The 26,032-nt window shown below is 66.5% G+C and carries 29 protein-coding genes and 2 tRNA genes; 16 read left to right on the forward strand and 15 right to left on the reverse strand.

Annotation, left to right across the window (positions count from 1 at the left end; genetic code table 11):
* Positions 1-24: 24 nt before the first annotated feature.
* Entirely contained in the window at positions 25-2,460 is a 2,436-nt protein-coding gene (locus ACFSCW_RS02090; RefSeq protein ID WP_380886396.1) for a TonB-dependent receptor, read from the reverse strand.
* A 101-nt stretch (positions 2,461-2,561) separates the two neighbouring features.
* Here ACFSCW_RS02090 and ACFSCW_RS02095 point away from each other — a divergent pair, with 101 nt between their 5' ends.
* Positions 2,562-3,188, forward strand: coding sequence for a TetR/AcrR family transcriptional regulator (locus tag ACFSCW_RS02095; protein WP_380886399.1), 627 nt, complete (start codon positions 2,562-2,564; stop codon positions 3,186-3,188).
* On the opposite strand, the gene metW is transcribed toward ACFSCW_RS02095, so the two are convergent.
* Genes metW through ACFSCW_RS02110 form a run of 3 tightly spaced genes read right to left on the reverse strand, consistent with a single transcriptional unit; the run spans position 3,174 to position 5,974 of the window.
* Positions 3,174-3,761, reverse strand: coding sequence for a methionine biosynthesis protein MetW (gene metW / locus ACFSCW_RS02100; RefSeq protein ID WP_380886401.1), 588 nt, complete (start codon positions 3,759-3,761; stop codon positions 3,174-3,176). The genes ACFSCW_RS02095 and metW overlap by 15 nt on opposite strands.
* Positions 3,761-4,870: a homoserine O-acetyltransferase MetX gene (metX, locus tag ACFSCW_RS02105; protein ID WP_380886403.1), complete on the reverse strand. Its 1,110-nt coding sequence runs from the start codon at positions 4,868-4,870 to the stop codon at positions 3,761-3,763. The genes metW and metX overlap by 1 nt, the downstream gene beginning before the upstream one ends.
* Positions 4,871-5,974, reverse strand: a complete 1,104-nt coding sequence (locus tag ACFSCW_RS02110; protein ID WP_380886405.1) for an alanine racemase — start codon at positions 5,972-5,974, stop codon at positions 4,871-4,873. It abuts the gene before it with no gap.
* A 57-nt stretch (positions 5,975-6,031) separates the two neighbouring features.
* Between ACFSCW_RS02110 and hisC the strand changes: the two genes are divergently transcribed.
* The 3 genes from hisC to ACFSCW_RS02125 all read left to right on the forward strand — a co-directional run bounded on the left by hisC (position 6,032) and on the right by ACFSCW_RS02125 (position 8,839).
* Positions 6,032-7,132: a histidinol-phosphate transaminase gene (hisC, locus tag ACFSCW_RS02115; RefSeq protein ID WP_380886407.1), complete on the forward strand. Its 1,101-nt coding sequence runs from the start codon at positions 6,032-6,034 to the stop codon at positions 7,130-7,132.
* The gene (locus ACFSCW_RS02120; RefSeq protein WP_380886409.1) at positions 7,132-8,040 is read left to right on the forward strand and encodes a prephenate/arogenate dehydrogenase family protein; all 909 of its coding nucleotides are present in this window, start codon (positions 7,132-7,134) and stop codon (positions 8,038-8,040) included. Before hisC ends, ACFSCW_RS02120 begins: the two co-directional genes overlap by 1 nt.
* Positions 8,041-8,317: 277 nt before the next feature.
* The gene (locus tag ACFSCW_RS02125) at positions 8,318-8,839 is read left to right on the forward strand and encodes a PilZ domain-containing protein (RefSeq protein ID WP_380886412.1); all 522 of its coding nucleotides are present in this window, start codon (positions 8,318-8,320) and stop codon (positions 8,837-8,839) included.
* Positions 8,840-8,851: 12 nt separating this feature from the next.
* Here ACFSCW_RS02125 and ACFSCW_RS02130 read toward each other — a convergent pair whose 3' ends face one another.
* Positions 8,852-9,595, reverse strand: coding sequence for a proteasome-type protease (locus ACFSCW_RS02130; RefSeq protein WP_380886414.1), 744 nt, complete (start codon positions 9,593-9,595; stop codon positions 8,852-8,854).
* A 122-nt stretch (positions 9,596-9,717) separates the two neighbouring features.
* Here ACFSCW_RS02130 and ACFSCW_RS02135 point away from each other — a divergent pair, with 122 nt between their 5' ends.
* Positions 9,718-9,879, forward strand: coding sequence for a hypothetical protein (locus tag ACFSCW_RS02135; protein WP_380886416.1), 162 nt, complete (start codon positions 9,718-9,720; stop codon positions 9,877-9,879).
* A 49-nt stretch (positions 9,880-9,928) separates the two neighbouring features.
* On the opposite strand, the gene ACFSCW_RS02140 is transcribed toward ACFSCW_RS02135, so the two are convergent.
* The 4 genes from ACFSCW_RS02140 to ftsE are packed head-to-tail and all read right to left on the reverse strand — an operon-like array spanning position 9,929 to position 12,718.
* The gene (locus ACFSCW_RS02140) at positions 9,929-10,606 is read right to left on the reverse strand and encodes a lysophospholipid acyltransferase family protein (protein WP_380886418.1); all 678 of its coding nucleotides are present in this window, start codon (positions 10,604-10,606) and stop codon (positions 9,929-9,931) included.
* Between the two features lie 2 nt (positions 10,607-10,608).
* The gene (locus ACFSCW_RS02145) at positions 10,609-11,139 is read right to left on the reverse strand and encodes a YdcF family protein (protein WP_380886420.1); all 531 of its coding nucleotides are present in this window, start codon (positions 11,137-11,139) and stop codon (positions 10,609-10,611) included.
* Complete coding sequence (locus ACFSCW_RS02150) at positions 11,136-12,017, reverse strand: cell division protein FtsX (protein WP_380886422.1); 882 nt, start codon at positions 12,015-12,017, stop codon at positions 11,136-11,138. Before ACFSCW_RS02150 ends, ACFSCW_RS02145 begins: the two co-directional genes overlap by 4 nt.
* Complete coding sequence (gene ftsE / locus ACFSCW_RS02155) at positions 12,014-12,718, reverse strand: cell division ATP-binding protein FtsE (protein WP_380886424.1); 705 nt, start codon at positions 12,716-12,718, stop codon at positions 12,014-12,016. The genes ACFSCW_RS02150 and ftsE overlap by 4 nt, the downstream gene beginning before the upstream one ends.
* A 134-nt stretch (positions 12,719-12,852) precedes the next feature.
* Here ftsE and ACFSCW_RS02160 point away from each other — a divergent pair, with 134 nt between their 5' ends.
* Positions 12,853-13,548 carry an MJ0042-type zinc finger domain-containing protein gene (locus tag ACFSCW_RS02160; RefSeq protein ID WP_380886426.1) on the forward strand — a complete coding sequence of 232 codons (696 nt, stop codon included), beginning with the start codon at positions 12,853-12,855 and terminating at the stop codon, positions 13,546-13,548.
* Between the two features lie 80 nt (positions 13,549-13,628).
* Positions 13,629-13,715: transfer RNA gene (locus tag ACFSCW_RS02165), tRNA-Leu, on the forward strand.
* Between the two features lie 18 nt (positions 13,716-13,733).
* On the opposite strand, the gene ACFSCW_RS02170 is transcribed toward ACFSCW_RS02165, so the two are convergent.
* The 3 genes from ACFSCW_RS02170 to ACFSCW_RS02180 all read right to left on the reverse strand — a co-directional run bounded on the left by ACFSCW_RS02170 (position 13,734) and on the right by ACFSCW_RS02180 (position 14,973).
* On the reverse strand, positions 13,734-14,612 hold the full coding sequence (locus ACFSCW_RS02170) for an ROK family protein (protein WP_380886428.1): 879 nt from the start codon (positions 14,610-14,612) through the stop codon (positions 13,734-13,736).
* Between the two features lie 74 nt (positions 14,613-14,686).
* A tRNA-Phe gene (locus tag ACFSCW_RS02175) sits at positions 14,687-14,762 on the reverse strand.
* 28 nt (positions 14,763-14,790) lie between these two features.
* On the reverse strand, positions 14,791-14,973 hold the full coding sequence (locus ACFSCW_RS02180) for a DNA gyrase inhibitor YacG (protein ID WP_380886430.1): 183 nt from the start codon (positions 14,971-14,973) through the stop codon (positions 14,791-14,793).
* A gap of 86 nt (positions 14,974-15,059) precedes the next feature.
* Between ACFSCW_RS02180 and ACFSCW_RS02185 the strand changes: the two genes are divergently transcribed.
* On the forward strand, positions 15,060-16,808 hold the full coding sequence (locus tag ACFSCW_RS02185; RefSeq protein ID WP_380886433.1) for a PHA/PHB synthase family protein: 1,749 nt from the start codon (positions 15,060-15,062) through the stop codon (positions 16,806-16,808).
* 1 nt (position 16,809) lies between these two features.
* On the opposite strand, the gene ACFSCW_RS02190 is transcribed toward ACFSCW_RS02185, so the two are convergent.
* On the reverse strand, positions 16,810-17,481 hold the full coding sequence (locus tag ACFSCW_RS02190; RefSeq protein ID WP_380886435.1) for a DUF4893 domain-containing protein: 672 nt from the start codon (positions 17,479-17,481) through the stop codon (positions 16,810-16,812).
* An 84-nt stretch (positions 17,482-17,565) separates the two neighbouring features.
* Between ACFSCW_RS02190 and ACFSCW_RS02195 the strand changes: the two genes are divergently transcribed.
* Positions 17,566-17,901: a DMT family protein gene (locus ACFSCW_RS02195; protein ID WP_380886437.1), complete on the forward strand. Its 336-nt coding sequence runs from the start codon at positions 17,566-17,568 to the stop codon at positions 17,899-17,901.
* A gap of 31 nt (positions 17,902-17,932) precedes the next feature.
* Here ACFSCW_RS02195 and ACFSCW_RS02200 read toward each other — a convergent pair whose 3' ends face one another.
* A complete protein-coding gene (locus ACFSCW_RS02200) occupies positions 17,933-18,334 on the reverse strand; it encodes a glycine zipper 2TM domain-containing protein (RefSeq protein ID WP_380886439.1) in 402 nt (133 codons plus the stop codon).
* Between the two features lie 102 nt (positions 18,335-18,436).
* Between ACFSCW_RS02200 and ACFSCW_RS02205 the strand changes: the two genes are divergently transcribed.
* Positions 18,437-19,036: a YdeI/OmpD-associated family protein gene (locus tag ACFSCW_RS02205; RefSeq protein ID WP_380886441.1), complete on the forward strand. Its 600-nt coding sequence runs from the start codon at positions 18,437-18,439 to the stop codon at positions 19,034-19,036.
* A 140-nt stretch (positions 19,037-19,176) separates the two neighbouring features.
* On the opposite strand, the gene ACFSCW_RS02210 is transcribed toward ACFSCW_RS02205, so the two are convergent.
* Positions 19,177-20,628, reverse strand: coding sequence for a M23 family metallopeptidase (locus ACFSCW_RS02210; protein ID WP_380886443.1), 1,452 nt, complete (start codon positions 20,626-20,628; stop codon positions 19,177-19,179).
* 181 nt (positions 20,629-20,809) lie between these two features.
* Here ACFSCW_RS02210 and ACFSCW_RS02215 point away from each other — a divergent pair, with 181 nt between their 5' ends.
* The 6 genes from ACFSCW_RS02215 (at position 20,810) to ACFSCW_RS02240 (ending at position 26,027) form a co-directional block, all read left to right on the forward strand.
* Positions 20,810-23,305 (forward strand): helicase-related protein, encoded by a 2,496-nt coding sequence (locus tag ACFSCW_RS02215; RefSeq protein ID WP_380886445.1) that lies wholly within the window; start codon positions 20,810-20,812, stop codon positions 23,303-23,305.
* Positions 23,302-23,595 (forward strand): RNA-binding S4 domain-containing protein, encoded by a 294-nt coding sequence (locus ACFSCW_RS02220; RefSeq protein ID WP_380886447.1) that lies wholly within the window; start codon positions 23,302-23,304, stop codon positions 23,593-23,595. Before ACFSCW_RS02215 ends, ACFSCW_RS02220 begins: the two co-directional genes overlap by 4 nt.
* A gap of 35 nt (positions 23,596-23,630) precedes the next feature.
* Positions 23,631-23,969 carry a ferredoxin FdxA gene (gene fdxA, locus ACFSCW_RS02225; RefSeq protein ID WP_380886449.1) on the forward strand — a complete coding sequence of 113 codons (339 nt, stop codon included), beginning with the start codon at positions 23,631-23,633 and terminating at the stop codon, positions 23,967-23,969.
* A 377-nt stretch (positions 23,970-24,346) separates the two neighbouring features.
* Positions 24,347-24,892: a CarD family transcriptional regulator gene (locus tag ACFSCW_RS02230; RefSeq protein ID WP_380886451.1), complete on the forward strand. Its 546-nt coding sequence runs from the start codon at positions 24,347-24,349 to the stop codon at positions 24,890-24,892.
* A gap of 153 nt (positions 24,893-25,045) precedes the next feature.
* A complete protein-coding gene (locus tag ACFSCW_RS02235) occupies positions 25,046-25,231 on the forward strand; it encodes a hypothetical protein (protein WP_380886453.1) in 186 nt (61 codons plus the stop codon).
* A gap of 79 nt (positions 25,232-25,310) precedes the next feature.
* The gene (locus tag ACFSCW_RS02240; protein ID WP_380886454.1) at positions 25,311-26,027 is read left to right on the forward strand and encodes a head GIN domain-containing protein; all 717 of its coding nucleotides are present in this window, start codon (positions 25,311-25,313) and stop codon (positions 26,025-26,027) included.
* Positions 26,028-26,032 lie beyond the last annotated feature (5 nt).

Here is a 26,032-nt window from a genome sequence, read left to right on the forward strand (position 1 = left end):
CGAGGGGCGGGAGGGGTATTGGGATCAGAACTTCACGCCGAACGACGCAAAAATCTGCCGCGGGTTGCCGTAATATGTCGTCACCACGCCTTCGCGGCCGAGCGACGGCGAAACGCCGGGCTTGGCAAAGTTGGGCGACGTGGTCGTCAGCGACAGCACCGGCACGCCGGTCACCGGGTTCACGTTCAGGAACTGATAGCCTGAAGTGATATAGCGCTTGTTGGTGATGTTCTTGGCGTGCAGCCCGATCGTGTAGCGCTGGTTATCGCTGGTCCACACCAGCGAGGCGTCCCAAAGCGCATAGCCGGGCTGATCGAGATACGGGCTCGGCGTTTCAAATTGGAAGGTCTTGCTGCGGTACGAAACGGTCGTGCTCAGATCGAGCAGGCCGGGACCGGCCGGCACGCCATAGTCGAGCGTGCCCGAAGCGGTCCATTTCGGCGTGTTCTGGATGCGCTTGAACTTGGCAACATCGACCGGGCGGGCGGCCGTTCCCGGTGCCGGATTGCCGTTCGCGTCGAAGTTGGCGACGTTGGTGACGAACTGATCATACTGCGCGTCGATATAGCCGAGCGTGCCGGAAAAATTCAGCCGGTCGCCAGTCGCCGCGAAGTCGCGGGCGAGGCTGGCCTGGGTCTCGAACTCCACGCCCTTGAACGTCGCCTTGCCGGCATTGGTGGTGACGCCGACGAAGGTCGGGATACCATTGACGACCGCGCCGACCGAGCCCGGCACCTGCACGTCCTTATAGTCGGCATAGAAGCCGGCGAGCGCAAAGCGCAGGCGATTGTCGAACAGCGACGCCTTGTAGCCGACTTCATAGCTGTCGACCTTTTCCGGATCGAACAGGAAGTAGTCGAAGATTTCTGCCGGCGAGCGCACGCCGTCGCCGTTGATGTCCGGCGCTGCGGTGGACAGGCCGCGCGGATCGAAGCCGCCGCCTTTGAAGCCCTTGGCATAGCTGGCGTAGAGCGTGTGGTCCGGCGTCGGCTTGAAAGTGATCGAGGCGCGCGGCGTGAACTGCTTGAATGTCTTCTCGCCGTCGAAGTTCGACGTGAGCGCACCCAGTTGCACGCCAGCGCCGCCGAGCGCGGGGGAGGCGCCTCCGATCAGATTCTTGCGGATGACGATCGCGTGGCGCTTGTCGACCGTGTAGCGGCCGCCGGCCGAGATCGAGAATTGATCGGTCAGATCGTAGGTGAGGTCGCCAAAGGCCGCCCAGGTCCGCGTCTTCACGTCACCGAAGGTCGAGGCCGTGAAGCCCGGCAGGTTCAGGAGCGCGCCGGTGGTGCCAAGTACAACGTCGAAGATGTTCCGGGCGCGGGCGTTCAGGTAATAAACGCCGGCGACGCCTTGCAGCTTGTCGCCCTCATAGACTGCCTGAAATTCCTCGGAGAACTGCCGATTACGGTAAATCGCCGGCACGTCGACGTCCTGCGCCGGCAGAGCGTCGAAGTCGATCGGCGTATCGCTGTGGTCCTTGCGGTAAGCGAGGATGTTCTTGAAGGTGAGCTGGTCGGTCGCCTTCCATTCGAGGCGGTTGGCGATGCCCCAGGAACGCACGTCCTGCTTCGGCGTCACCAGCGCACCCCGCGAATCATACACATCGCTCAGCACCGGCGCGCCGCTGAGCAGGCCGGGGATCAGGCGATGCCCGCCGCGCGCTTTCGATTTGTCATGGGTGTAATCGCCCGTCAGGCGGAAGAAGAAGCTGTCATGGCTGCCCGCTTCCGCGGTCGCCCGAACCGCCCAGACGTCCTTGTTGTAGTTTTCCTCACCGGTGGTCAGGTTCTTGCCGAAGCCGTCGCGGCTGAGTCGGGCAACGGCGGCGCCGAGGCGGAAATCGTCGTTCAGCGGCAGGCTGCCGCTCGCGATCACGTCGACCTGGTTATATTCACCGACATTGGCGCGCAGGTTCAACTCGGCATCGTCCGGGTTCAGGCTCTTCGTAACGTACTTGATCGCGCCGCCGATCGTGTTGCGGCCATAGAGCGTGCCCTGCGGCCCGCGCAGCACTTCGATCCGCTCAAGATCGTAGATGTCGAGCACGGCCGCTTGCGGGCGGTTCAGATAAACGTCGTCGAGATAGAGGCCCACGCCCGCTTCGAACCCGGCGACGGGATCCTGCTGGCCGACGCCGCGAATGAAGGCCGTGAGCGTCGAGTTGGTGCCGCGGCTGGTCTCGAACGTCACGTTCGGCGTGGTGTCGGATATCGCCGTGATATCGAGCGCACCGTGGCGTTCGAGCGAGTCGCCCGAATAGGCAGTGACGGCGATCGGCACGTCGAGCAGGCTTTCCTCGCGGCGGCGCGCGGTGACGACAATGTCGAAATCGTTGGTCGTGCTCTCTGCCTGCTGCCCAGCGGCCGGTGCATTGTCCTGCGCGAAGGCCGGCATGGCGGTCAGCGCGGCGGCGGCCACGCCCAGATTGAACAGCGCGCGTGCGGAAAACCCTTTCATCAACCCCTCCCCAAATGGCCCGGCCTTGAGCGGCTTGTGCCTGGTGTCGCGACGCGTATACTGAAACCTGAACCGGGTTTCAACTTCCGGGCGGAGGGGACATGCAAAAGGCGGCGGAGCGTAGCAGCGCTGCAACACTTGGGCATAAGGAGCCGCGCACCGAGCGCGGCCGGCGCACGCTGCGCGCGATCCTCGACGCCGCGGCGGTCGAGTTCGGCGATCGCGGCTTCTACGAGACCGGCATCACCCACATCACCCAGCGCGCAGGCGTCGCGATGGGGACGTTCTACACATACTTCGACAGCAAGGAGGATGTGTTCCGCGCCCTGGTTCGCGACTTTTCCAACAAGGTTCGCGAAGGCGCGGGAGGCGCCATCTCTGCCGCGACCGACCAGATCGATGCGGAGCGGCGCGGCCTCGACTGGTTCCTGCACTTCGCGCGAGAGCACAAGGAAATCTACCGGATCATCGATCAGGCCGAGTTCGTCGATCCCGAAGTGTTCCGCTATCACTATGAAAGCACGGTCGCCCGCATTCGCAAGCGCCTGGAAGAGGCGGCAGGGCGCGGCGAAGTGCGTGCCGATGTGGGCGAGGTCCATGCATGGGCGATCGGCGGCATGAACGTGTTCCTGGGCCTACGCTACGGGGTGTGGAGCGACGACGAGGGGCTGTCCGAGATCGCGAAGATCGCGAACGACATGCTCGCGAACGGACTAGCGCCGAAGTAGGAAGACGGCGTGCTCGGCGCGGAAATTCGCGGCAGCCGCACTGGTCAATTTGTCGCCAGAGAGGAACCAGGCGCCCTCCACCGTCAGCCCGCGCTCGCGCACGAAGGCGCGGAAATCGTCGACCGTTACATGGTGGATGTTGGGCGTTTCGTACCATTCGAGCGGCAACAGTCGCGTGACTGGCATCCGCCCGCCCCAAAGCAATGAGAGCCGCACGCGCCAATGCGCGAAGTTCGGGAAGGACACGAACGCCTTGCGCCCGATCCGCAGCAATTGCTCGAGCACCTGATCGGGGCGTCGCGTGGTCTGCAGCGTCTGGCTGAGGATCGCGTAGTCGAACGCGTCGGCGGGATAGTCGGCGAGGTCGGTATCGGCGTCGCCCTGGATGACCGAAAGCCCGCGCCCGACGGCTGCGGCGACATTGACCGGATCGAGCTCGAGCCCGCGCGCGTCCACCTGTTTTTCGGATTGAAGCGCCGCCATGAGCGCCCCGTCTCCACAGCCCACGTCGAGCGCGCGCGTGCCCGGCGCGACGTTGGCGGCGATGATCGCAAGATCGGGACGGAGAGACATTATGCGCCCAGGAATCCCGAGATCACGCGGTCCATTTCGGCATGCTCCAGCAGGAAGCTGTCATGGCCGAAAGGGCTGGATAGTTCGACAAAGCTGACGGGTGCGCCGGCCGCGTTCAGGGCGTGGACGATCGCGCGGCTTTCCGGCGTGGGATAAAGCCAGTCGCTGTCGAAGCTGATCAGGCAGAAGCGCGCCCTGGTGCTGCGGAAGGCAGCGGCGAGGCTGCCGCCATGTTCCTCCGCGATGTCCAGATAGTCCATCGCGCGGGTGATGTAGAGGTAGGAATTGGCGTCGAACCGGTCGGTGAAGCTCAGGCCCTGGTGGCGGAGATAGCTCTCGACCTGGAAATCCGCGTCGAAGCCGAAGCTCTTGGCGTCGCGGCCCTGCAGGCGGCGGCCGAATTTCTCGGTCAGGCCGGCTTCCGACAGATAGGTGATGTGCGCGGCCATCCGCGCGACGGCGAGGCCGCGAGCGGGGGCTTCGGCGTCGTAATATTCGCCGCCGCGCCAAGCGGGATCGGCCATGATCGCCTGTCGGCCGACTTCGTGGAAGGCGATGTTCTGCGCGGAGTGGCGGGCGGAGGATGCGATCACCAACGCGGCGTCGACGCGGTCGGGATAGGTCGCCGCCCATTCGAGCGCCTGCATGCCGCCCATCGATCCGCCGACCACCGCCTTCAGCCGCGCGATGCCGAGATGGTCGAGCAGCGCCGCCTGCGCGCGCACCATGTCGCGGATGGTGATGACCGGAAAGCGCATGGAGAAGGGTTTGCCCGTGGCGGGGTCGAGGCTGGCCGGGCCGCTCGACCCCATGCAGGAGCCGAGCACGTTGGCGCAGATGACGAGGTGTTTGTTCGTGTCGATCGGCTTGCCCGGGCCGACCACGCGCTGCCACCAGCCCGGCTTGCCGGTGCGCGGATGGGGCGAGGCGACATGGTGGTCGCCGGTCAGCGCGTGGCAGATCAGGATCGCGTTGGTGCCGTCGGCGTCCAGGGTGCCGTAGGTTTCGTAGGCGATCTCGACCTCGGGCAGCGCCGCGCCGGAGTCGAGCGGCAGCGGGCCCGCCAAGCGGACCTGCCGGTCGAGCCCGAAACGCGTGTCGTCCTTCACTCACCAGCCTCCAAAGCGCGGCCACACCTGCGCGATGGCGTCCGATCCGTCCAGCACATGATAGCGGTCGTGCTGCGCGGCGGTGGCGCAGACATGGTTGGGCAGGATGCGGAGGAGCGTGCCGATCGGGAAGCGGGCAAGGTCGAGCGGGCGGCCGTGGCGATCGGCAATGATGCCGTGCTCCTGATTGGCGGAGACGACGATCAGATCGTCATGGCCGGCGACGAGGCCGTAGCCGTTCGTGTCCAGTCCACGGTCGCGCGAGAGCGCCATCCAGCCGGCATCGACGATCAGCCAGCCGCGCTCCGGCTGGTGGCCGATGACGCTGGTGAGGACCGACGCGGCGATGTCGTCCACCGCGCAGACGCCGAGCGCCGCCATGACGAGGTCCATGAACACATAGACGCCGACCCGCACTTCGGTGACGCCGGTCAGGTCGCGCGCGAAGAGCGCCGTGGGCGTCGAGCCGACGCTGATGACGGGGCAAGCATGGCCCGCGGCGCGGAGCGCTTCGGCCGCAGTCATCGCGCCCGACCGTTCGAGCTCGGCATGAGCGGCGAGCTCTTCGGCGCTGGTCGCGCCATAGGAGCCGCCGCCATGCGTCATTACGCCGCGCAGTTCCGCGCCTTCTGCGAGAGCGTCCGCGATCGCGGTCAGCAGCGCCGTATCATTCGGTGCGACGCCGGCGCGGTGACGGTCGCTGTCGATCTCGATCAGGACCGGGAGGCGCAAACCCTCCGCGCGCCCTAACGCCGCCACCGCTTCGGCAGCCGCCACGCTGTCGAGGATCAACGTCAACGTGGCTCCGCGCCGCACCAGTTCGGCGGCATGGGCGAGCTTGTTGGGCGCGATGCCGACCGCATAGAGGATGTCGCGATAGCCGGCTGCGAAGAACTGCTCGGCTTCCTTCAGCGTCGAGACGGTCACCGCGCCGGACCAGCCCGCCGTCATCTCGCGCGCCACTTCGGCGGACTTGGCGGTCTTCAGATGCGGCCTGAGCGCAACGCCGTGCCGTTTCATCGCCGCGTTCATCCGCGCGATGTTGGCGCGCATCTTCGGGGCATCGAGGAGCAGGGCAGGCGTTTCCAGATCGGCGAGGCGCATGGCACGGCCTTACCGGCGCGCTTGCGTCCCCGGCAATCTGCTTTAGACGCCCCGGCCATGCTCGCGCCCGCTCCCAAGCCCTGGATCATGGATATCGCGCCTTACGTGCCCGGGCGCTCGACCACCGACGATGGGCGCAAGGTCGCGAAGCTCTCGTCGAACGAGAACCCGCTCGGCACCAGCGCGGAGGCCAGAGAAGCCTTCCGCTCGGCCGCCGACAGCCTCGATCGCTATCCCGACGCCAGCGGGGCTGTCGTTCGCGAGGCGATCGCCGCGAAATACGGGCTCGACCCGATGCGCGTGATCTATGGCAACGGATCGGACGAGATCCTGCACCTTGCCGCCGGTGCGTTCGCGGGACCGGGCGACGAAGTGATCTTCGTGCGCTACGGCTTCGCGGTGTACGAGATCGCGGCGCGGCGCGTGGGCGCGGTGCCGGTGGTTGCGCCGGACAAGGATTATGCCACCGACGTCGACGCGATCCTAGCCGCGGTCACCGAGCGGACGCGCGTCGTCTATATCGCCAATCCGAACAACCCGACCGGTACCTACGCGCCGCGCGAGGAGATTGCGCGCCTGCACGCGGGGTTGCCCGGCAACGTGTTGCTGGTGCTCGACCACGCTTATGCCGAGTATCTGGACGACGGCGCGGACGATGGCGGGTTGGAGCTGGCGAAGTTTGCGCCGAACGTGCTCGTCACGCGCACCTTCTCCAAAATCTACGGTCTGGCGGCGGAGCGGATCGGCTGGGGCTATGCCTCGGCCGAGATCGTGACGGCGATGCACCGCATTCGCCTGCCCTTCAACATGACGATCGCAGGCCAGCGCGCCGCCGTCGCCGCGCTGCACGACGAAGCCTTCGTGGCCCATTCGAAAGCGCACAATGCGAAATGGCGCGCCTGGTTCGCCGAGCAGGTCGCAAGCCTTGGCAATGCCGGCATCCGCGCGGTGCCGAGCAAGGCGAATTTCCTGCTGGTGCTGTTCGAAGGCCGGCTGACCGCGGAGCAAGCCTATAAAGGGCTGATGGACACCGGTTACGCCACGCGCTGGCTTCCCGGCCAGCAGCTGCCGCATGGCCTGCGCATCTCGATCGGCACCGACGAGCAAATGCTGGGCATGACGGCGGCGCTGCGGCGGCTGGTGGAGCAGGCGGGCTGATGCTGCCCTTTTCCCGCGTCGCGATCATCGGCCTGGGGCTGATCGGCTCGTCGGTGGCGCGCGCAGTGCGGCAGCACATGCCGACCGTGCGGCTGACCGGGCACGATGCCGACCCGCAAGTGCGTGGCGTCGCCGACCGGCTCCAGCTCTGCGACGATATCGCCGACAGCGCCGGTGCGGCGGTGACCGACGCCGATCTGGTCATCCTCTGCGTGCCGGTGGGCGCGGTGGGCGCGGTGGCGAGCGAAATCGCCGACGACCTGCCGGCCGACGCGATCGTCAGCGATGTCGGATCGTCCAAGGCGAGCGTCGCGGCGGCGCTGAGCGCGGCCTTGCCGAACAATCAGATCGTCCCCGCACATCCCGTTGCCGGCACCGAGAATAGCGGGCCGGAAGCGGGCTTTTCGACGCTGTTCCACGGCCGCTGGTGCATCCTGACGCCGGTGGAAGGCACCGATCCGACCGCCGTCGCGCGGGTGCAGGCATTCTGGCGTGCGCTGGGCGCCGAGGTCGAGACGATGACGCCCGAGCATCACGATCTGGTGCTTGCCGTCACCAGCCATTTGCCGCACCTGATCGCCTATACGATCGTCGGCACGGCCTCCGACCTAGAGCAGGTGACGCGCTCGGAAGTCATCAAATTCTCGGCCGGCGGTTTCCGCGACTTCACCCGCATCGCGGCATCCGACCCGACCATGTGGCGCGACGTGTTCCTTGCCAACAAGGATGCGGTGCTGGAGATGCTGCAGCGCTTCACCGAAGACCTGACTGCCTTGCAGCGCGCGATCCGCTGGGGCGACGGTGACGCATTGTTCGACCTGTTCACCCGCACCCGCGCCGTTCGCCGCTCGATCGTCGAGCAAGGCCAGGACGATGCCCGCCCCGATTTCGGACGCGCGCACGATTGATCGTATCGCGATATTGTGACGCAAGCGATACGTTAGGGTTTTCAGCCGATTAGCCATCCGGTCCGTTCAGTCCGGATCAGTTGACAGAGCGGGGGCGGCTCTCGCCGTCCCCGCGATTGCGGGCTGACGGACGCATCATTTTCGCTGGGTCGCCCCAAAAGTGGAGCAAAGGCACGTCATGCTTGCGTCTCGTTTGAAGTCATTTTTCGGAATGGAAGACGACACGGTTGCGCCGGATCCGACGGAGCGTCGGGTCGATACACGGCGAAAGGTCCTGATGTGGGCCGAGATATTCCCCATCGATGGCTTCGTGCCGCTCGTCGTCAGAAACGTCTCGCGAACCGGCATGGCCGGCGAAGCGGACGTTCCGCTCAGCACCGGCCAGCGGCTCGTGTTCAGCATTTCCGAAAACGCGTTTCACGTCGGGACCATTCGCTGGGCACGCGGGCGGCGTTTCGGGATGGATCTGGAGAACGCGCTCGCGATCTTCGGCATCGAGAATGAGACGGACCGCGGCAGCTCACCCTCCCATCGTCCGCGCGCGAAGCGCTACGATATCGAGGTCGAAGGGCGTGTCGTCGTCGGTGCGGCGCCGTTCCGTTCGACGGTGCGTGATGTTTCGCAATCGGGCCTCCGGCTTGATTCGGTGCCGGACATGCCGCTTGGGCAGCAAGTGCTCGTCCAGGTTCGGGATCGCCCGCTGATGCTGGCGGAAATACGCTGGGCGCTGAACGGTGCGGCTGGCGTCAAGACGGCAGACCGGATGAACACGCTCCGCCTCGCCTACGCTTACGAATAAAGCGGGGCGCGCTCACTTCATCCAGCGCGGTGTGGGCAGGCTGGCCGCGGTCTTGCGCAGCCCTTGCTGCCATCTTTCCTGCAATTCTACGAAATAAGGGTCGTGGCGCTCGATCCGATGACTGATCGGAGCGAGCGCGCGGTCCGCCGGGATCACCAGCACATCGATCGGCTGCGCCACGCCCAGGTTCGACTTCATTGTCGCGTCAAACGACAGGCAGCCGAGTTTGACCGCGTCGGCCAGCGGCGTGTCGTATCGAAGCGTGCGGTCGAGAATCGGCCGGCCATATTTGGTCTCGCCGATCTGGAGGAACGGCACGTCCTGGGTGCATTCGATGAAATTGCCGACGCTATAGACTTCGAACAATTTCAGCGGCCCGTCGCCGACCCGTCCGCCGACGAGCACATCGACATGGCTTTCGATATGCGCGCGGTCGAGTGCGGCGCCGACGCTGGCGCCGGCATGCTCCACCGCTTCGCCGACGAGCTGCGCCACGCGAAACATGGTCGGCGCTTCGCCGAGGCAAGGCTTGGGCTCGCCCGAATCGGAGGCGAGCTGGTCTTCGCGTAGCGTGCCGATCACCGTCTGGCTGACCGACAGGCTGCCCGCCGTCGCCGCGTAGATCTGGCGGTCGGGGCCGTCCGCCAGCACGTGCAGCTTTCGGAAGGTCGAAAAATTATCGACGCCTGCATTGGTGCGCGTGTCGGCCATCAGAACCAGGCCCGATTCCAACAGCATGCCAAGGCAATAGGTCATATCGCTCCCTTCTCGGCTGGGCGCGCATCGAGGCCGGCCCACCCCTTGTTCACGAAACTGTGCGCCAGCCCCCGGCGTTTTGTTACTGCGTCGATCGACGCGGATGCGTAAGGAGCGTGACCATGAAGAACAAGAACAACGATCGCAGCGGCAATCGCCAGCAGAGCGGTTCCGGGAGCGACCGCAGCCGTCAGCAATCGCAGCAGAGCAGCGACAATAACCGGCAGCAGAGCGGAAGCGGCAGCCATAAGGGCAGCAGCGGCCATCGCAGCAGCGACCGCTGACACATCCCCAAGCAATCCTAGACGGCGGCCACCCCTTTCCGGGTGGCCGTCAGTCGTTGAGCGCATTGATCGCGCCGTGGACCCGCGCTTCGATCTCTTCGCGGGAAAGGCCCGGCGGGATCGTCTCACCGACCCGGAACGTGATCGTGCCGGGCCGCTTGGGGCCATGTTTCGGCAGAAAGCGGCCGCTATCGCAGGCGATCGGCACCACCGGCAGCCCCAGCATGCGGTAGAGCCCGGCGAGACCGGACTTGAGCTCGGGCGCTTCTCCGTGCGGCACGCGCGTCCCTTCCGGGAAGATCAGGATCGGACGGCCGTCGGCGATCAGGTCCTTCGCTTCGGCAAGCATCGCCCGCAGGGCCTTGGCGCCCGCCTCGCGATCGACGACGATGCCGCCGTAACTGAGCAGCGCGCGGCCCCAGATGGGGATTTTCAGCAGCTCCTGCTTGAAGACGGGTGCCGGCGCGTTGAGCAGCAGCACGGAATGCAGCGTCTCGTACATCGCCTCGTGCTTCATCGCGACCAGCACCGGCGTGCGCGGCAGCTCGCCTTCGACGCGCCAATCGATGCCGAGCAGCTTGCGGCAGCACCAGTCGTGGAACACGGTCCAGCGGCGCACATGCGGGATCAGTGCGTGGCGGCCGGCCGCGGCGTACAGAAATGCCGTCACCACGAAGAACAGGCTGCCGCCGTAGAAAACGACCTTGAACGCCAGCCCCCGCAGCATCGTCAGAAGCCGATCAGAGCCGCGGCGCGGCGGAGCATGTATTTGTGATATTCGGTGAGGAGGATCGGCAGATCCGGCTCGCTCCGCACCGCGTCGGTGACGATCGCGACGTCCTTGGGCAGCGCCTGACCGAGTTCGAAGCGGGCGCGGCGCATGTGCCAGTCGGTCGTGACGAGCCGCACGCTGCGGACTTGGTATTTCTTGACCCAGGCGGCGGATTCGGCGCCGTTCGAACGCGTGTCGACGGCGTCGTTGCCGAGATCCACGCAGCAATCGAACAACGCCCGCGGCGGGCGGAACATGACCAGGAAGTCGCGGCGCCCGACCGCCAGATTGACGCCGGACACCAGCATCCGCTTTGCCTTGTGCTGTTCCATCAGCGCCAGGCCGCGTTCGATGCGGCCGGGGCCTCCGGTCAGCACGATGATGCCGTCCGTGGTCGCGTCGCCGGCCGGCCGCGGCAGCAAGCCGACGAACAGCACGAAGCCGACGACCCAGACAATGACGAGGGCGGAGATCAAGCGGCGGATCACAGGATGCGCCTCAACGCGCGCTCGACTGTCAGACGCGCCGCGGCGGTTGCGAGCAGCGCGCCCGCAACGGGCACCGCGATCAGCGCGAGCCAGCTTGCCGGGGCGAGCTGGACCGAGCCGACCAGCTCCGATCCGACGGCCCCGATCCGTCCGGCCAGCACCAGGATCATCAGCGTCCCGGCGGCAAAGCCGAGCCCGCCGCCGAACAGCGCATCGAGCGCGATACGGCGCTGGAACAGGCGGGCGATCTGGATGTCCGTCGCACCGAGCAGATGAAGCACGTCGATCGTCTCATGATGGGTGTTGAGGGCGGCGCGGGCTGCGAGCACCACGCAGGCAGCCGTAGCGACTCCCATCAGGAACACCAAGCCAAGCGACAGCCAGCGCAATGTTCCGATCAGGTCGCGCAGCGGCGCCAAGGCCTGGGCATGCGCGTCGATCCGCGCAGACGGCGCGATCCGCGCCACTGCCGTCTTGAGATTTCGGAGTTGGGCCGGGTTCGCAAGGTCGACATCCACCAGTGCCGGCACGGGCAGCTCCAATCCGCCGGACCCGAGCCAGGGCTCGAGGAGATTTGCGATTTCGGCATCCGGCACGCGGCGGACATCCGCGATGCCGGGCAGGGCGCGCACGCGCCGCGCCACCGCTTCGGCCTGGGCCTCGCGCGCGACCCGGTCGGCCTCGACGATCTGGATCGTCACCCGTCCGGCGATCTGGTCGCCCAGCGCTCGCGCCGAACCGGCCAGCGCGAGACCGGCGGCGGCAGCGAGCACCGTCAGGAACACCATGATCGCGATCACCCACGGCATTGGGCCCGCCGCTCGCCCCTCGGGCAGGAGCTGGCGATCGGCGCGCGTGAAGGCGAAAGGCAGGTTCATGCAAGCACCCGCGGCGGATAACGAAGCGCACCGGTGGGATCATCCAGCCGTCCGCGCTCCAGCCGCATGATCGCGGCGTTCGGCACGCGCGAGACGAGGTGCATGTCGTGGGTCGCGACCACCACTGTGGTGCCGAGCTTGTTGAGCGCGTCGAACAGGTGGAGGAGGCGCGTCGCCATGTCGGGGTCGACGTTGCCGGTCGGCTCGTCGGCGACCAGCATTTCGGGCCGCGCGATCACCGCGCGGGCGATCGCGACCCGCTGCTGCTCGCCGCCCGACAATGTCGCCGGCCGCGCGCTCGCCCGGCCCGACAGGCCGACCCAGGCAATCATCTCGCTCACCCGCTCCTGGATTTCGCCATCGTCGACCCCGCCGACGCGGAGCGGCAGCGCGACATTGTCGTAGGCGGAGAGGTGCGGGACGAGCCGGAAATCCTGGAACACCACGCCGATCCGCCGTCTCAGCGCCGGCAGCCGCTCGCGTGGCATGTCGACCACATCCTCGTCGAACAGGCGGATCAGCCCGCGGCTCGGGCGCTGCGCGAGATACAGCAGCTTGAGCAGCGACGTCTTGCCCGCACCTGAGGCGCCGGTCAGGAAATAAAAGGCGCCCGGCGCCAGGCTGAAACTGACGTCGGACAGGGTTTCCGCGCCCATGCCATAGCGCAGACCTACATTTTCGAATTGCACGATGCTGGCCATCGCGCCCGCGCCCTCGCTCGCTTTCACCCCGTTTCATGACGCCATGGCACGAGCGCGGCATTTCCGTAAAGCACTGTGCTTGCGCTGCGAGTCGCGAGACGTTTAGAAGACGTTAGCTGAGGGGCCCGCGCCGCATGATCCTTGAATGTCCAGCGTGCCATACGCGCTACACCGTTCCCGACGGTGCGATCGGCGTGAACGGGCGCGCCGTGCGTTGCGCCAAGTGCGGCAATAGCTGGCACCAGTGGCCTGCCGGCTCGGATGTCGAGCAGACCGCGCCGGTGCAGATCGACAAGCCGCCGGTGCCGGAAGCTGTCGCTCCCCAGCAGACGCCCGAACCGGAGGCGGTCGCAGAGCCCCAGGCCGATCCCTACGATTATGAGGACGAAGGCCCATCGCGCGCCAATCCCGCCCGGCGCTGGACGATCGTCGCCGCCGTGGTGGGCGTGCTGCTGCTCGCCGCCATTGCCGCGCTGCAATTCGTCGGTTTCGACAAGGTGCGTGCCCAATTCGGATTGAATGGTGGCAGTGGGACTGTCGCGCTCCTCATCGAAGTGCCGAGCAAGCCGGAGCGCCGTGCGCTGGCCAGCGGCAACGAACTGTTCGCGCTCACCGGCCGCGTGGTGAACCCGACCCGCGAGCGCCAGAACGTGCCCGACATCCAGGCCGAGCTCCAGGATGCGCAGGGCCGCGTGGTCTATAACTGGATCATCACGCCGCCGCAGCGCACGCTCGGCCCCGGCGACGCGGCGCAGTTCGACGCCGCCGTCTATGACGTGCCGAAGGGTGCGCGCGAACTGAAGCTCAGCTTCGTCGGCTCGAAGACTTGAAAGGCCTGTTGCGAGGCGGAAAAGGCTCTGCTAGGGGCAGCCGCCTTGCCAGCGCCGGCCTGTCCGGCGGGATGTCTCGTGCGGTCGTGGCGGAACTGGTAGACGCGCAACGTTGAGGTCGTTGTGTCCGAAAGGACGTGGAAGTTCGAGTCTTCTCGACCGCACCATTCTTGTCAGGTGAAGAGCTAAATGGCCGTCTGGGCCAGCGCGATCGCGCCCAGCGGTCCGGCGCGCGCGCCGAGGCGCGGCGGCTGCACGAAACTGTCGATCATCGTGGCGATTTGGGGACCCGTGGCATAGCCGGCCAGGCTGGCGATAAGGGCGGATCGGATTAGCCCGATCAGTTGCGGACGCTTCGTCGGGATGCCGCCGCCGATCAGGATGCGCTCCGGGCATGTCGTCAGCACCAGATTGTGGCACAGGCGCGCAAGCGCTTCGGCGACCAGATTCCAGACCGGATCGCCATCGGAAAGCGAGCCGCCGGCCTTGCCCGTTCGCGCTTCGATCGCCGGGCCGCTCGCCAGTCCCTCCGCGCAATCGCCATGGAACGGGCAGGCGCCCGGCCAGGAATCGCTGCTGCCGACGTGCATATGGCCGGCTTCGGCATGCCCCAGCCCGCGAACCGGCGCGCCGGACACGATCGGCCCGACGCCGATGCCCGTGCCGACGGTGATATAGCTCCAGCTTGTCAGTCCCTGGGCGCCGCCCCATCGGCCTTCGGCGAGCGCTGCGCCGTTGACGTCAGTGTCGATCGCGAACGGCACGTCGAGAACGCGAGTCAGCGGCAGCAGCGAAGCGCCGGTCCAGCCGGGCTTCGGCGTGTTGGGCATCGAACCATAAGTGGGACTTGCCGGATCGAGGTCGAGCGGGCCGAAGCTGGCGATGCCGAGCGCCCGCGCCGTCTCCCAGCCGCGAAGAATCGCCGCCAGCGCGTCCAGCGTCTCGGCCGGCGCAAGCGTCGGCAGTTCGACCTGTTCGCGGATATCGTCAGGCCCGGCGGCAAGAATGGCGATGCACTTGGTGCCGCCCAGCTCAAGACCCGCATAGAGTGGGGAACCGCTCATGCAGGTCGAAACGAAAGGCGCATCATCCGGCGATCGTTAGCGGAAGCGGGCGGGTTCGCAAGCCGGTCGGAAAATGGTGCCCAGGGGCGGAATCGAACCACCGACACTGCGATTTTCAGTCGCATGCTCTACCAACTGAGCTACCTGGGCACGGCGCTGCGTTTGAGCGAGGGGCGGCCTATAGCGGCGGCTCGGAGCCGGTGTCCAGAGGATTGTCATGCGCTGCCGGCCCCGGCACGCGATAGGCGTCGCCCAACCAGTTCAGCAGGTCGCGATCCTTGCAGCCGCGGCTGCAGAACGGCGTGTGCGCGGAGTCTGTGGGCTTGCCGCAGAGCGGGCATTTCTCTGACCTGTCCGTCATCGCACCGAAATGGGAGCATTTGCGTTTCGCGCAAGTTGCTGACGAACACCGCCAAGTCGCATAGAGTGAGGGCAAAGGAGAGGATCATGGCCAGCCAGACCAGCGACACCGTCCTGCCGAACACGCCGACGCTCGAGGACATGCAGCGCTGGACCTGGGTGATCGGCCGCGCCCAGCAGCTGATGATGGAACATGGCGTCGAGCTGGCGATGAAGGCGGGGGACGGTCCGGCCCCAACGCCGATGCCGGCTCTGATGGGAACCTCCGCAATCGCGCAGGCCGCGACCAATTTCTGGTCGGACAGCATGAAGCTCTGGCAGCGCTTTCTGACGCCCGGGGAAGCGGCAGCGCCGGAGGAGCCCAAGTCGAAGGACCGGCGATTCGCTGCGCCTGAATGGCGGGAGCACCCGCTGTTCGACCTGATCCGCCAATCCTACCAGCTCATTGCCCAGCACATGCTGAAATCCGTCGATCTGGTCGAAGGCGTGGACGAAGCGGAGAAAGAGAGGATCCGCTTCGCGACGCGCACGGTGGTCGACGCGATGAGTCCGTCCAACTTCGCCTTCACGAACCCGGAGGTGATGAAGAAGACGCTGGAGACCGGCGGCGAGAATCTGCTGAAAGGTCTGGAGCACATGCTGCGCGATATGCGGCAGGGCCAGCTCACCCATGTTCGGGAAGGCGCATTCGAGCTCGGGCGCAATCTCGCCACCACTCCGGGCAAGGTCGTGAAGCGCGCCCCGCTCTACGAGCTGATCCAGTATTCGCCGACGACCGACGAAGTGTTCGAGACGCCGCTCGTCATCTTCCCGCCCTGGATCAACCGCTTCTACATTCTCGACCTGACGCCGGAGAAAAGCTTCATCCGCTGGGCGGTGGACCAGGGGCTGACCGTGTTCATGGTGAGCTGGAAGTCCGCCGACGCCAGCATGAAAGACGTGGTGTGGGACGACTATGTCGCCGCGCAGATCGACGCGATCGACACGATCCGCGAACTGCTCGACGTGCCGTCCGCTCACGCGATCGGCTATTGCGTGGCGGGCACCACACTCGCGGCGACGCTGGCCGTGCTTGCCGGGCGCGGAGAGGCGGAGAAGGTCAAAAGCGCCACGTTCTTCACGGCGCAGGTCGATTTCGAGAGCGCGGGCGAGCTCAAGAACTTCGTCGACGACGAGCAATTGAAGCTGCTGGAAAGCCTGGCGCCGGAAGGGTTTTTCGACGGCCGCTATATGGCGGCGACCTTCAACATGCTGCGCGGCCGCGACCTGATCTGGAACTATGTCGTCGGCAATTATCTGCTCGGGCAGGATTATCCCGCGTTCGACCTGCTGCATTGGAACGGCGACACGACGAACCTGCCGGCCAAATGGCATCGTTCCTATCTGGCCGACCTCTACCGCGACAACAAATTGGCCGTGCCCAAGGCGATGACGGTGCTGGGCGTGCCGCTCGACCTGCGCCATGTGACGACGCCCGCCTATGTGCAGGCGGGGCGCGAAGACCATATCGCGCCGCCGGAAAGCGTCTGGAAGATCACCGACCATTTCGACGGGCCGCTGCGCTTCGTGCTCGCCGGTTCCGGGCATATCGCCGGCGTGGTCAACCCGCCGTCCGCCGGCAAATACCAGTATTGGACCAACGAGAAGCCGGCCGACAGCCTCGCCGAGTTCACCGAAGGCGCGACCGAGCACAAGGGAAGCTGGTGGCCCGACTGGATCGGCTGGATCGAGCGTCAGTCGTCCGAAAAGGTGCCGGCGACCGGCGCGCGCGTCCCCGGCGAAGGGAAATTGCCGGCGATCGAGGATGCGCCCGGCAGCTACGTTCGGGCGCGCTGACTTAAGGGCGCGCCGGGACTGGCGTCGCCGGGATCAACGGCGAGAGCTCATAGACATCGAGCGTGCCGCCGCCGCGCGGGTAAGGCACGGCCAGCCGCCAGCGGAACGCGGCCACGCGCTCCAGAACGCCGGCGACGTTGTGGGCGTCGTCGTCGCTATAGGGGGCGGGCTTCTGGCCCGGTTCTGCAAGGCCGCCCAGAAAGATCATCCGCGTGTCGCTGTCGGTCCAGAGCCGGCCTGCCGGACGAAGCGTGCCGTTCGACTTCACCATCGTCAGCAGCTCGCCTTCCGCGTCGACGAAGCAATTGAACGGCTTGAACGATTCGAGGGCGGGGCGAGCGCCCAGCTTGATCACGCGGCAGAGATAGGCTCCGGGGCTGGGCGCTGCACGGGGCAGCGCCGCCGCCGGATCGAGCAGTGGACCTTCGGCGGAGATCGCCGTCTTGAAGCGCGCCGCTGCGCCAAGGCCGCTCGTCCAGGCATCGCGCAGATGATCGAGGCGCTCCTGGTCGGCGGGTTTCGCGACTTCGCGCCAGGCGACCGGCACCTTGTCCTCGATCACCTCGACGACAGGCTTCGGCGGAGGAGGCGCAGGCTTATGGCGCAGCAGAGCGCAACCGCTGGTCAGCAGCAGCGACAGGGACACCAAACGCAACGCAACCGCGCCGGTCATTGGGATACTCCATGAACGGGCTGGCGCGGCACCTTAACCTGCCGCAAGGGGCAAAGGCCATGCTTTCCGCTGCGGGAACCACGAATGCCGACTTTGCTTCTGCTCCTTGCCTCCAACGTCTTCATGACGATCGCCTGGTATTGGCACCTGAAGGGCGGGATGGCGAAGCCGCTGCTGCTCGTCATCCTGATCAGTTGGGGCATCGCGCTGATCGAATATTGCCTCGCCGTTCCGGCAAACCGGATCGGTTATGCGCATGGCTGGAGCGGCGCGCAGCTCAAGGTGGCGCAGGAAGCGATCGCGCTGACCGTGTTCGGCGCGTTCATGGTGCTTTATCTGGGCGAGCCGCTGCATTGGCGCCACCTCGGCGCCTTTGTCTGCCTGATGGGCGCGGTCGGTTTCCTGTTTGCGGGGAAATAAGGGTCTCCCTCTGCAGGGAGACCCCTAAGACTTAGCGGCAGCGCACGTTGCCGCGTTCGACTTCGCGGCCCAGCGCGCCGCCCGCGCCCGCGCCGATCAGCGTTCCGAGCACGCTCGAACGGCCGCCATCCAGCGCGTTGCCGAGCAGACCGCCCAGCGCCGCGCCGACGATCAGGCCCGTGGTGCCGTCGCTGCGGCGGCAATAGTAACGCCCGTCATTGCCGCGATAGATGCGGTCGTTCCGCGCCAGCCGGCGCTCGCGATAATAGCGGCCGTCGCGATAATATTTGTCGGCGTAATAATATTGCTGACCAGGCGGCAGCCGGTTGTAGTCGTAACGGCGATAGTCGCGCCAGTTTTGCGCATTCGCCGGGGCGGGCATCAGCGACGGCAGCGTGACCGCCACCATCAGCCCGAAAATGGTCTTTTTCATCGTCGTCTCCTTCAACCACCCCGACCCGAACGGTTCGGACCCGTTCTGGTTGCGCGGACGCCTGGATCGCGCGATCTTGCGGGGAGGAAGGGGAAGCGGGACATGCCGAAGACCGATCCGCGTGTGGATGCGTTCATCGAAAAGAAGGCGGCGTTCGCGCAGCCGATCCTCCGCCACATCCGCGCCGCCGTTCACCGCGCCTGCCCCGACGTCGAGGAGACGATGAAGTGGAGCATGCCCTCTTTCACCTACAAAGGGCAGATCCTCGCGGGGATGGCGGCCTTCAAGGAGCATGCGACGCTTGGTTTCTGGCGCTCGAGCGAGGTGACCGGCACCAAGGAGCCGGAATCGGGCATGGGCCAATTCGGCCGGCTGACCAGCATTGCCGACCTTCCCGATGATGCCGCGCTGGAAGCGATGGTGAAGAAAGCGGCGGCGCTGATCGATTCGGGCGAGAAGAAGCCAAGACCGGTCAAGCACCCCAAGGCCGAGATCGCGATGCCCGACGATCTGGCGGATGCGCTCGCCGGTAGCCCGGCCGCGCAGGCGACTTACGAAGGCTTTCCGCCCGGCCAGAAGCGGGAATATCTCGAATGGGTGACCGAGGCGAAACGCCCCGAGACACGCGCCAAGCGCGTCGCCCAGGCCGTCGAATGGATGGCCGAGGGCAAGCGCCGGAATTGGAAATACGAGAATTGCTGATCCCTGCCCTCTCCCCATTGGGGAGAGGGACGGCTGCGAAGCAGCCAGGGAGAGGGGCCGACACCCTGCGTGCGGACTCGGCCCCTCTCCCGGCCTCGCTGCGCTCGTCCACCCTCTCCCCGGTGGGGAGAGGGTAAGTGTCACCGCACCGGCGTTGCCAGCAGTCCCGCCAGCTTCGCCCGGAATGCGCGGAGCTGCTCGCCGCTCAAGAGCGAGGTGGTGACGAAGTTGACCGCCTTCGGGTTGATCGCCGCGCCGCCCTTGTACACTTCGAAGTGCAGGTGCGGGCCGGTCGACAGTCCGGTCGAGCCGACATAGCCGATCACTTGCCCCTGCCGCACATGCTGGCCGGCGGAAACCGCGATCCGGCTCATATGCGCGTAGCCGGTGCCCATGTTGCCGCCGTGGCGGAGCTGGACGAAATTGCCGTGGCCGCCATGCCGCCCGGCGAAGTTCACGACGCCATCGGCCACCGCGTAGATCGGCGAGCCATAGCCCGCGCCGAAGTCGATGCCCTTGTGGAAGCGGTTATAGCCGAGCAGCGGATGGAAGCGCATGCCGAAGCCGCTGGTCTGATAGCCGGCAACCGGCCGGGTCAGTCCGGCACGCTTCTCGCCGACGCCGGCGGCGTCGAACCATTCGGTGCGGCCGCCCGCATTCCATTCGAGAAGCTGCAGCTTCTTCCCGCCCTGTTGCAGACCGGCAAAGAGCAGTTTGCCTGTTTCGACTTCGCCGGTTTCGGCGCGGCGCTGCTCGACGATCAGGTCGAAGTGCGCGCCGGATCCGATCGTGCTCACCGACATCTTGCTGCCGATCGCGCGCAGATAGGTTTCGACCGCATGTGCCGGAGCACCCGCCGCCCGTGCCGCGCGATAGAGGCTGCCGCCAGCTTCGCCTTCCACGCGCAGCGGCGTGTAGTCGACATGGATCGGGATAGATTTGAGCTGCAGTGCGCCGTTCACCCGCGCCAGTTCGATGCGCAGGTCGAAGCGGGCGCGGAAGGCGAGCGCGTCCAGCGGGCGCGGCATGTGCTTGTTGGCGCGGCGGCCGAGTCGGAGGTCGAGCCGCGTGCCGGGTGCAATGCCCGCGAGCGGCGTCGCCGAGGCCACCATCTGCGCAACCTGGTCCGCCTCATTGGACGCGACGCCGGCGCGTTCCAATGCGTCGGCGAAATCGCTGCCGTCGCCGATCGCGGCGCTCAGCTCGATCATCGGCCGCTCGGGCGCTTCGGCGAGGGGACGGACGAGATCGGTCGCGGCCATGCGTCGGCCGGAGTTTGCGCCATAGGCCAGCGGCGTGAAGGATTGCGAGCGCGCCTGTTCGGCTTGCGCGCCGGTCAGCGCCTGCGGAACGGCGCCTGGCATCGGCCGCATCAGGCCGGGCGAGAGTGCCCACGTCGCAGCGCACAATGCGCCCAGCGTCGCCAGCCCCCGCCACCATTCGCGCGAGCCGATGCGCGCGCCAAGATCGACGGTGAGGTCGAGATCGGCGAAGCGGCCCGCATTGACGCCGCGCTGCCCGAAGCCGGGGGCGAGCGCGACTGCGCCGGCTCCGCCGCCCAGGCTGAATTCTTGACTGCCGTGTTGATACAAGAAGCTGCCCCCCGGCATGGCGCCACGATGATCGCGGCGAGGTGGGAGGACTGTGGACAAGCAGGGTTAACGTCAACCTAAGTTGCTGGCTTATCCCGCGGCGCTGCGGCGAACCGCGCTTCGTGTGCGTTCAACCGCACAAGTGCTTGTGTTTGGTCAGGGAACCCCCAAGGTTAGCGTCATGTCCAGCTTTGCCTCTTCGCCCGTCGCGGCGGTTCTGGGGCCGACCAATACCGGCAAGACGCACCTCGCGGTCGAGCGGATGTGCGCGCATTCCAGCGGCATGATCGGCTTTCCGCTGCGGCTGCTGGCGCGCGAAGTCTATGACCGGGTGGTCGCAATCAAGGGCCCGAACGAAGTCGCGCTGATCACCGGCGAGGAGAAGATCGTGCCTAAGGCCTCGCGCTGGTTCCTCTGCACGGCGGAGTCGATGCCGCTGGACAGGGATGTCGCTTTCGTCGCGATCGACGAGGCGCAGTTGGGCGCCGATCCCGAGCGCGGCCATGTCTTCACCGACCGGCTGCTCCGCGCCCGGGGACGCGAGGAGACGCTGATCCTCGGCTCCGAGGCGCTGCGGCCGATGGTGAAGGCGCTGCTGCCGAAGACCGATATCGTCAACCGCCCGCGCTTTTCGACGCTCAGCTTCGCCGGAGCGAAGAAGCTGTCCCGCCTGCCCAAGCGCTCTGCGATCGTCGCCTTCTCGGCCGAGGAAGTTTACGCTGTCGCCGAGACGCTGCGGCGGCTGCGCGGCGGTGCGGCGGTGGTGATGGGCGCGCTTTCGCCCCGCACCCGCAATGCCCAGGTCGCGATGTTCCAGGCCGGCGAAGTCGATTACCTGGTCGCGACCGACGCGATCGGCATGGGCCTCAACATGGACGTGGCGCACGTCGCTTTCGCGTCGCTCAGCAAGTTCGACGGGCGGCGGCAGCGGCGGCTGACGGTTGCCGAAATGGCCCAGATCGCCGGCCGCGCCGGCCGCCACCAGCGCGACGGCACCTTCGGCTCGTTGGGCAGCGAAGATGGCCCCGGCGCGTTCACGCCTGAAGAGATCGAGGCAATCGAGGACCACCATTTTCCGCCGCTCGATCATCTCTATTGGCGCGACGGCGATCCGGATATGGCGAGCCTCGACGCGCTGATCGGCTCGCTGGAGGCGCGGCCCGAAAATCCGGTGCTGCGCCCCGCTCCGCAGGCGATCGACCTGGCGGTGCTGAAACGCCTCGCCGACGAGGACTGGGTGCGCGATCGAACGCGCAGCCCCCAGGCGGTGAAACGTCTCTGGGCCGCTTGCGGTCTCCCCGACTTCCGCAAGACCGGTCCCGAGCATCACGCGCGTTTCGTCGGCCGCATCTACCAGCATCTGTCCGAGGGGAACGGGCACGTCCCGCACACCTGGTTCTCCGAAGAGATTGCGCGGCTTGACCGCACCGGCGGGGACGTCGACACCATCGCCGATCGTATCGCCTCGATCCGGAGCTGGTCCTACATCGCGCACCGCGCCGATTGGCTGGAGAATCCGGCGCATTGGGCCGAGCGCACCCGCGCGATCGAGGAGAAATTGTCGGACGCCCTCCACGCCGCGCTTACCCAGCGCTTCGTCGATCGGCGCACGTCGGTGCTGCTGCGCGAGATCGGCGCGGGCCTGTCCGAGCTGCCGGTCGCAATCGCCGAAGACGGGGCCGTCACTGTCGATGACGAGCCGATCGGCAAGCTCGACGGCTTTGCGTTTACGCCCGACGCAGGCGCGCGCCATGGCGATGCGCGCCGTCTGATCGCTGCTGCCGACCGCCGCCTTGCCGGCGAGCGCGCCAACCGCGCCCGCGCGCTTGCGGCGAGCGAGGATGCGGCGTTTGCGCTGTTCGCCGAGCCGGGCAAGCCGCCCGCAATCCTGTGGAACGGCCGCGAGATCGCGACGTTCGAGCCGACGCGCGAACTGCTTCGCCCCAAGCTCCGCCTCGAGCGGGCCGCCAGGGCGCTGGAGCAAAACAGCCGCGACATCATCTTCGCCCGCCTCCACCGCTGGCTGGAGGAGCGCACCGAAAAGCTGCTCGACCCGCTGGAGAAGCTCACCGCCGCCACGGCTGATCCGGCGACGCCGCGGACCTTGCGCGCGCTGCTCGCTCCGCTTGGAGAGGCCGGTGGCATCCTTGAACGGCGCGCGGTTGAAACCGTCCTCGCCGGATTGTCCCGCGAAGATCGTGCCGCTGCGCGCAAGCTCGGTCTCATCATTGGCGCACTCGACGTGTTTGCGCCGGCACTGCTGAAGCCCGAGCCGCTCAAATGGCGTACGGCGCTGCTTGCTGTGCGCACTCGCGCGGCCATGTCGGCCGTACCACCCGCCGGCGCAGTGCTCGCCCCGGCTGGCCCGGCGATGCCCGGCTTCCGCCGCATCGGCCGCCAGCAGGTCCGCATCGACATGGTCGAGCGCATCGCCCGTGCCGCCCACGACGCCCGCGAAGGCAAGCGCCCGTTCGTGCCCGATCCGTCGCTCGCGACATCCGTTGGCCTGGAAGCGGCGACGCTGAAGCGCCTGATGCTCTCGCTCGGCTTCCGGGCGATGCCGCAGGCCGAGGGCACGCCGGCCTCGTGGCGCTGGCACGGCCGCCGCCGCCAGGAGGAGAGCGTCGCCATCAATCCCAACAACCCGTTCGCTGCCCTGGCCGGTCTGGCGCGGTGAGCGCGGAGACGCTTCGCCTCGACAAATTCCTCTGGTTCGCGCGGCTCGCGAAGACCCGCAGCTTCGCGCAGGAGGTCGCCGAGGCCGGGCACATGCGGATCAGCGGCCGCGTGATCGACCGCGCCCATGCCTCGGTCCGCATCGGCGATGTGCTGAGTTTTCCGTTGCACGGCCGCGTGCGCGTCATTCGGATCGAGGCGCTCCCCGGCCGCCGGGGGCCGGCATCGGAAGCGCGGCTCTGCTACACCGATCTCTCGCCCGGTGTTGACGCGACTCCGTCAGCGACTTAGCGAGTCCCGAGGAACGCCATGAGGGGCCTGAGCACATGACCTACGTCGTCACCGACGCCTGCATCCGCTGCAAGTATATGGACTGCGTCGAGGTCTGCCCGGTCGATTGCTTCTACGAAGGCGACAACATGCTGGTGATCAATCCCAGCGAGTGCATCGACTGCGGCGTGTGCGAGCCCGAATGCCCGGCCGAGGCGATCCTGCCGGATACCGAGAGCGGCCTCGAAAAATGGCTGGAGCTGAACGCCACTTTCTCCGCGCAATGGCCGAACATCACCCGCAGCCGCGGCGCCCCCGCCGACGCCGACGAGCACAAGGGCGAGGAAGGCAAATACGACAAGTATTTCTCGCCGGAGCCGGGGCAGGGGGACTAAGCGCCCCGCGTCATCCCGAACTCGTTTCGGGATAAGGCTTCCGTCGCTCAACGGGGTCGAGATTATCGTCAGACCGTCCGCGGCTCCAACCCGTGTCCCGAAACAAGTTCGGGATGACGTTCGGGGCTGTGCGTCAGTCCGATCCGTTAACTATCTAAGTGCCATCGTCGCGCTTTCTGACAGCGCTGGTAATTTTATTTCGAATCTGTTAAATGGATCAGGACCGGGCTTGGCTCGGCCCAGATGTCCATTACATCTGCAAGAAAGGTCCAACTCCTCCTTTAATTGCCTGTTCCCGATGAGGTCGCTTTGCCCCGCGGTGTCGCGGGCGCGTGTATCGGGTCCGGGCCAAAAGACTGAAGACAGAAAGGTCACTCATGGCTGCCAAGGCGCTCAGCTTCGATGTTGGCGATTACGTTGTCTATCCCAAGCACGGTGTCGGCCGTGTCGTCGAACTCCAGCGGCAGGAAATCGCGGGCGCGAGCCTCGAGCTTTACGTGCTTCGCTTTGAAAAGGAGCGGATGACGCTCCGCGTTCCCACCAACAAGGCCGAAAGCGTCGGCATGCGCAAGCTGTCCTCGGACAAGACGATGCGCGAGGCGATGGAAACGCTGAAGGGTAAGCCCAAGGTTAAGCGCACCATGTGGTCGCGCCGCGCCCAGGAATATGAAGCCAAGATCAACTCGGGCGACCTGGTTTCGATCGCGGAAGTGACGCGCGACCTGTTCCGCGCCGACGACCAGCCGGAGCAGAGCTATTCCGAGCGCCAGATTTTCGAAGCGGCCGCCAGCCGCCTCGCCCGCGAGCTCGCCGCGATGGAGCAGACCGACGAGCCCGGCGCGATGAAGAAGATTTTGGAAGTGCTGAACAAGGCCGCCGCCATCTACAACAAGGCGAAGGCCGAGCTCGCCGCTGCCGAATAAGCGGCGCGGTTTTGCGAATGAAAAGGGGCGGTTCCGGCGACGGAGCCGCCCTTTTTCGTCGGGCGCAGCGTTGTCCCGATTCGTAACGGACCCAGGACTCGTTGGAACCCGATATCCCCGGGCCGGTTTTGAGCGGCGTCAGGGAGAAACGATTTGATCCACCGCGCGCTTCTTTTGATCACGGCCGCCATGCTTTTCGTGCTGGGCGCGCTGTTTACGTTCGTGTCGCTGGGCGTCGCCCTATTCATCGGAATGCTGGTCGGCGTGTTTTTTCTCGCCTTCGTGCACAACCTCTCCGCCAGCGCGGTCGGGAAGCCCATCGAACGCGCGGATACATAGCACCGGCGCTTTCAAATCCGGGCTGGACAAGCCTCTCCCAAGCTGTATTATACGTGCAACACAGCTTGGGAGGCCGTCGATGCGCAAGTCTCTGATCCTCGCCGGAATGGTGCTGCTCGCCGGGTGCGGGGTGGTCCATGCCGAAAGCCATGATGGCGGCCCAGCCGGCAGCCGAAGCTTCAATGTGCATGGCTTCGACCGCGTGGCGCTGCGCGGATCCGACAATGTCGTGGTGCGCGTCGGCGGCGCCGAGTCCGTTACCGCGACCGGGCCGCAAGAAGTGCTCGACCGGCTGGAGATCAAGGTCGTCGATGGCGAGCTCCGCATCGGGCGCGAGAAGCATTGGAGCTGGGGCTGGTCGCGCGATCATGGCGAGACCGTCGTCACTGTTACCCTGCCGCGGCTGCGCGGCGCGGCGGTCGCCGGTTCGGGCGACATGAAAGTCGACACGGTGCAGGCGCCGTCGTTCGAAGGATCGGTCGCGGGCTCGGGCAATCTCTCGATCGGCACGCTGATGGCGGACGCGGCGTCACTGAACATCGCCGGGTCGGGCGACACGGTGGTCGCGGGCGCGGCCAAGAGCATCGACGTGTCGATCGCCGGATCGGGCAATCTCGACGCGCGGGGGCTGAAGTCGGAACGCGCCAAGATCAGCATCGCGGGCTCGGGCGATGTCCGCGCGGCGGTCAGCAGTGAGGCCGATGTGTCGATCGTCGGTTCGGGCGATGTGGACATCGCCGGCACGCCGCGCTGCAAGGTCAGCAAGCTCGGCTCGGGAGAGGTCCGCTGCGGCTGATCCTG

Source organism: Sphingomonas tabacisoli, assembly GCF_042678385.1.
Lineage (GTDB): Bacteria > Pseudomonadota > Alphaproteobacteria > Sphingomonadales > Sphingomonadaceae > Sphingomonas_B > Sphingomonas_B tabacisoli.

What these genes read in the sequence shown, in the direction of transcription:
- ftsE (WP_380886424.1), bottom strand. Translation starts at nt 12,718, where the DNA reads ATGGCCAGCATCGTGCAATTCGAAAATGTAGGTCTGCGCTATGGCATG.
- ACFSCW_RS02240 (WP_380886454.1), top strand. Translation starts at nt 25,311, where the DNA reads ATGCGCAAGTCTCTGATCCTCGCCGGAATGGTGCTGCTCGCCGGGTGC.
- metW (WP_380886401.1), bottom strand. Translation starts at nt 3,761, where the DNA reads ATGTCTCTCCGTCCCGATCTTGCGATCATCGCCGCCAACGTCGCGCCG.
- fdxA (WP_380886449.1), top strand. Translation starts at nt 23,631, where the DNA reads ATGACCTACGTCGTCACCGACGCCTGCATCCGCTGCAAGTATATGGAC.
- ACFSCW_RS02090 (WP_380886396.1), bottom strand. Translation starts at nt 2,460, where the DNA reads ATGAAAGGGTTTTCCGCACGCGCGCTGTTCAATCTGGGCGTGGCCGCC.
- ACFSCW_RS02135 (WP_380886416.1), top strand. Translation starts at nt 9,718, where the DNA reads ATGAAGAACAAGAACAACGATCGCAGCGGCAATCGCCAGCAGAGCGGT.
- ACFSCW_RS02230 (WP_380886451.1), top strand. Translation starts at nt 24,347, where the DNA reads ATGGCTGCCAAGGCGCTCAGCTTCGATGTTGGCGATTACGTTGTCTAT.
- ACFSCW_RS02130 (WP_380886414.1), bottom strand. Translation starts at nt 9,595, where the DNA reads ATGACCTATTGCCTTGGCATGCTGTTGGAATCGGGCCTGGTTCTGATG.
- ACFSCW_RS02110 (WP_380886405.1), bottom strand. Translation starts at nt 5,974, where the DNA reads ATGCGCCTCGCCGATCTGGAAACGCCTGCCCTGCTCCTCGATGCCCCG.
- ACFSCW_RS02205 (WP_380886441.1), top strand. Translation starts at nt 18,437, where the DNA reads ATGCCGAAGACCGATCCGCGTGTGGATGCGTTCATCGAAAAGAAGGCG.
- ACFSCW_RS02185 (WP_380886433.1), top strand. Translation starts at nt 15,060, where the DNA reads ATGGCCAGCCAGACCAGCGACACCGTCCTGCCGAACACGCCGACGCTC.
- ACFSCW_RS02170 (WP_380886428.1), bottom strand. Translation starts at nt 14,612, where the DNA reads ATGAGCGGTTCCCCACTCTATGCGGGTCTTGAGCTGGGCGGCACCAAG.
- ACFSCW_RS02125 (WP_380886412.1), top strand. Translation starts at nt 8,318, where the DNA reads ATGTGGGCCGAGATATTCCCCATCGATGGCTTCGTGCCGCTCGTCGTC.
- ACFSCW_RS02120 (WP_380886409.1), top strand. Translation starts at nt 7,132, where the DNA reads ATGCTGCCCTTTTCCCGCGTCGCGATCATCGGCCTGGGGCTGATCGGC.
- ACFSCW_RS02150 (WP_380886422.1), bottom strand. Translation starts at nt 12,017, where the DNA reads ATGAACCTGCCTTTCGCCTTCACGCGCGCCGATCGCCAGCTCCTGCCC.
- ACFSCW_RS02195 (WP_380886437.1), top strand. Translation starts at nt 17,566, where the DNA reads ATGCCGACTTTGCTTCTGCTCCTTGCCTCCAACGTCTTCATGACGATC.
- ACFSCW_RS02160 (WP_380886426.1), top strand. Translation starts at nt 12,853, where the DNA reads ATGATCCTTGAATGTCCAGCGTGCCATACGCGCTACACCGTTCCCGAC.
- ACFSCW_RS02140 (WP_380886418.1), bottom strand. Translation starts at nt 10,606, where the DNA reads ATGCTGCGGGGGCTGGCGTTCAAGGTCGTTTTCTACGGCGGCAGCCTG.
- ACFSCW_RS02215 (WP_380886445.1), top strand. Translation starts at nt 20,810, where the DNA reads ATGTCCAGCTTTGCCTCTTCGCCCGTCGCGGCGGTTCTGGGGCCGACC.
- ACFSCW_RS02095 (WP_380886399.1), top strand. Translation starts at nt 2,562, where the DNA reads ATGCAAAAGGCGGCGGAGCGTAGCAGCGCTGCAACACTTGGGCATAAG.
- ACFSCW_RS02180 (WP_380886430.1), bottom strand. Translation starts at nt 14,973, where the DNA reads ATGACGGACAGGTCAGAGAAATGCCCGCTCTGCGGCAAGCCCACAGAC.
- ACFSCW_RS02190 (WP_380886435.1), bottom strand. Translation starts at nt 17,481, where the DNA reads ATGACCGGCGCGGTTGCGTTGCGTTTGGTGTCCCTGTCGCTGCTGCTG.
- ACFSCW_RS02200 (WP_380886439.1), bottom strand. Translation starts at nt 18,334, where the DNA reads ATGAAAAAGACCATTTTCGGGCTGATGGTGGCGGTCACGCTGCCGTCG.
- hisC (WP_380886407.1), top strand. Translation starts at nt 6,032, where the DNA reads ATGCTCGCGCCCGCTCCCAAGCCCTGGATCATGGATATCGCGCCTTAC.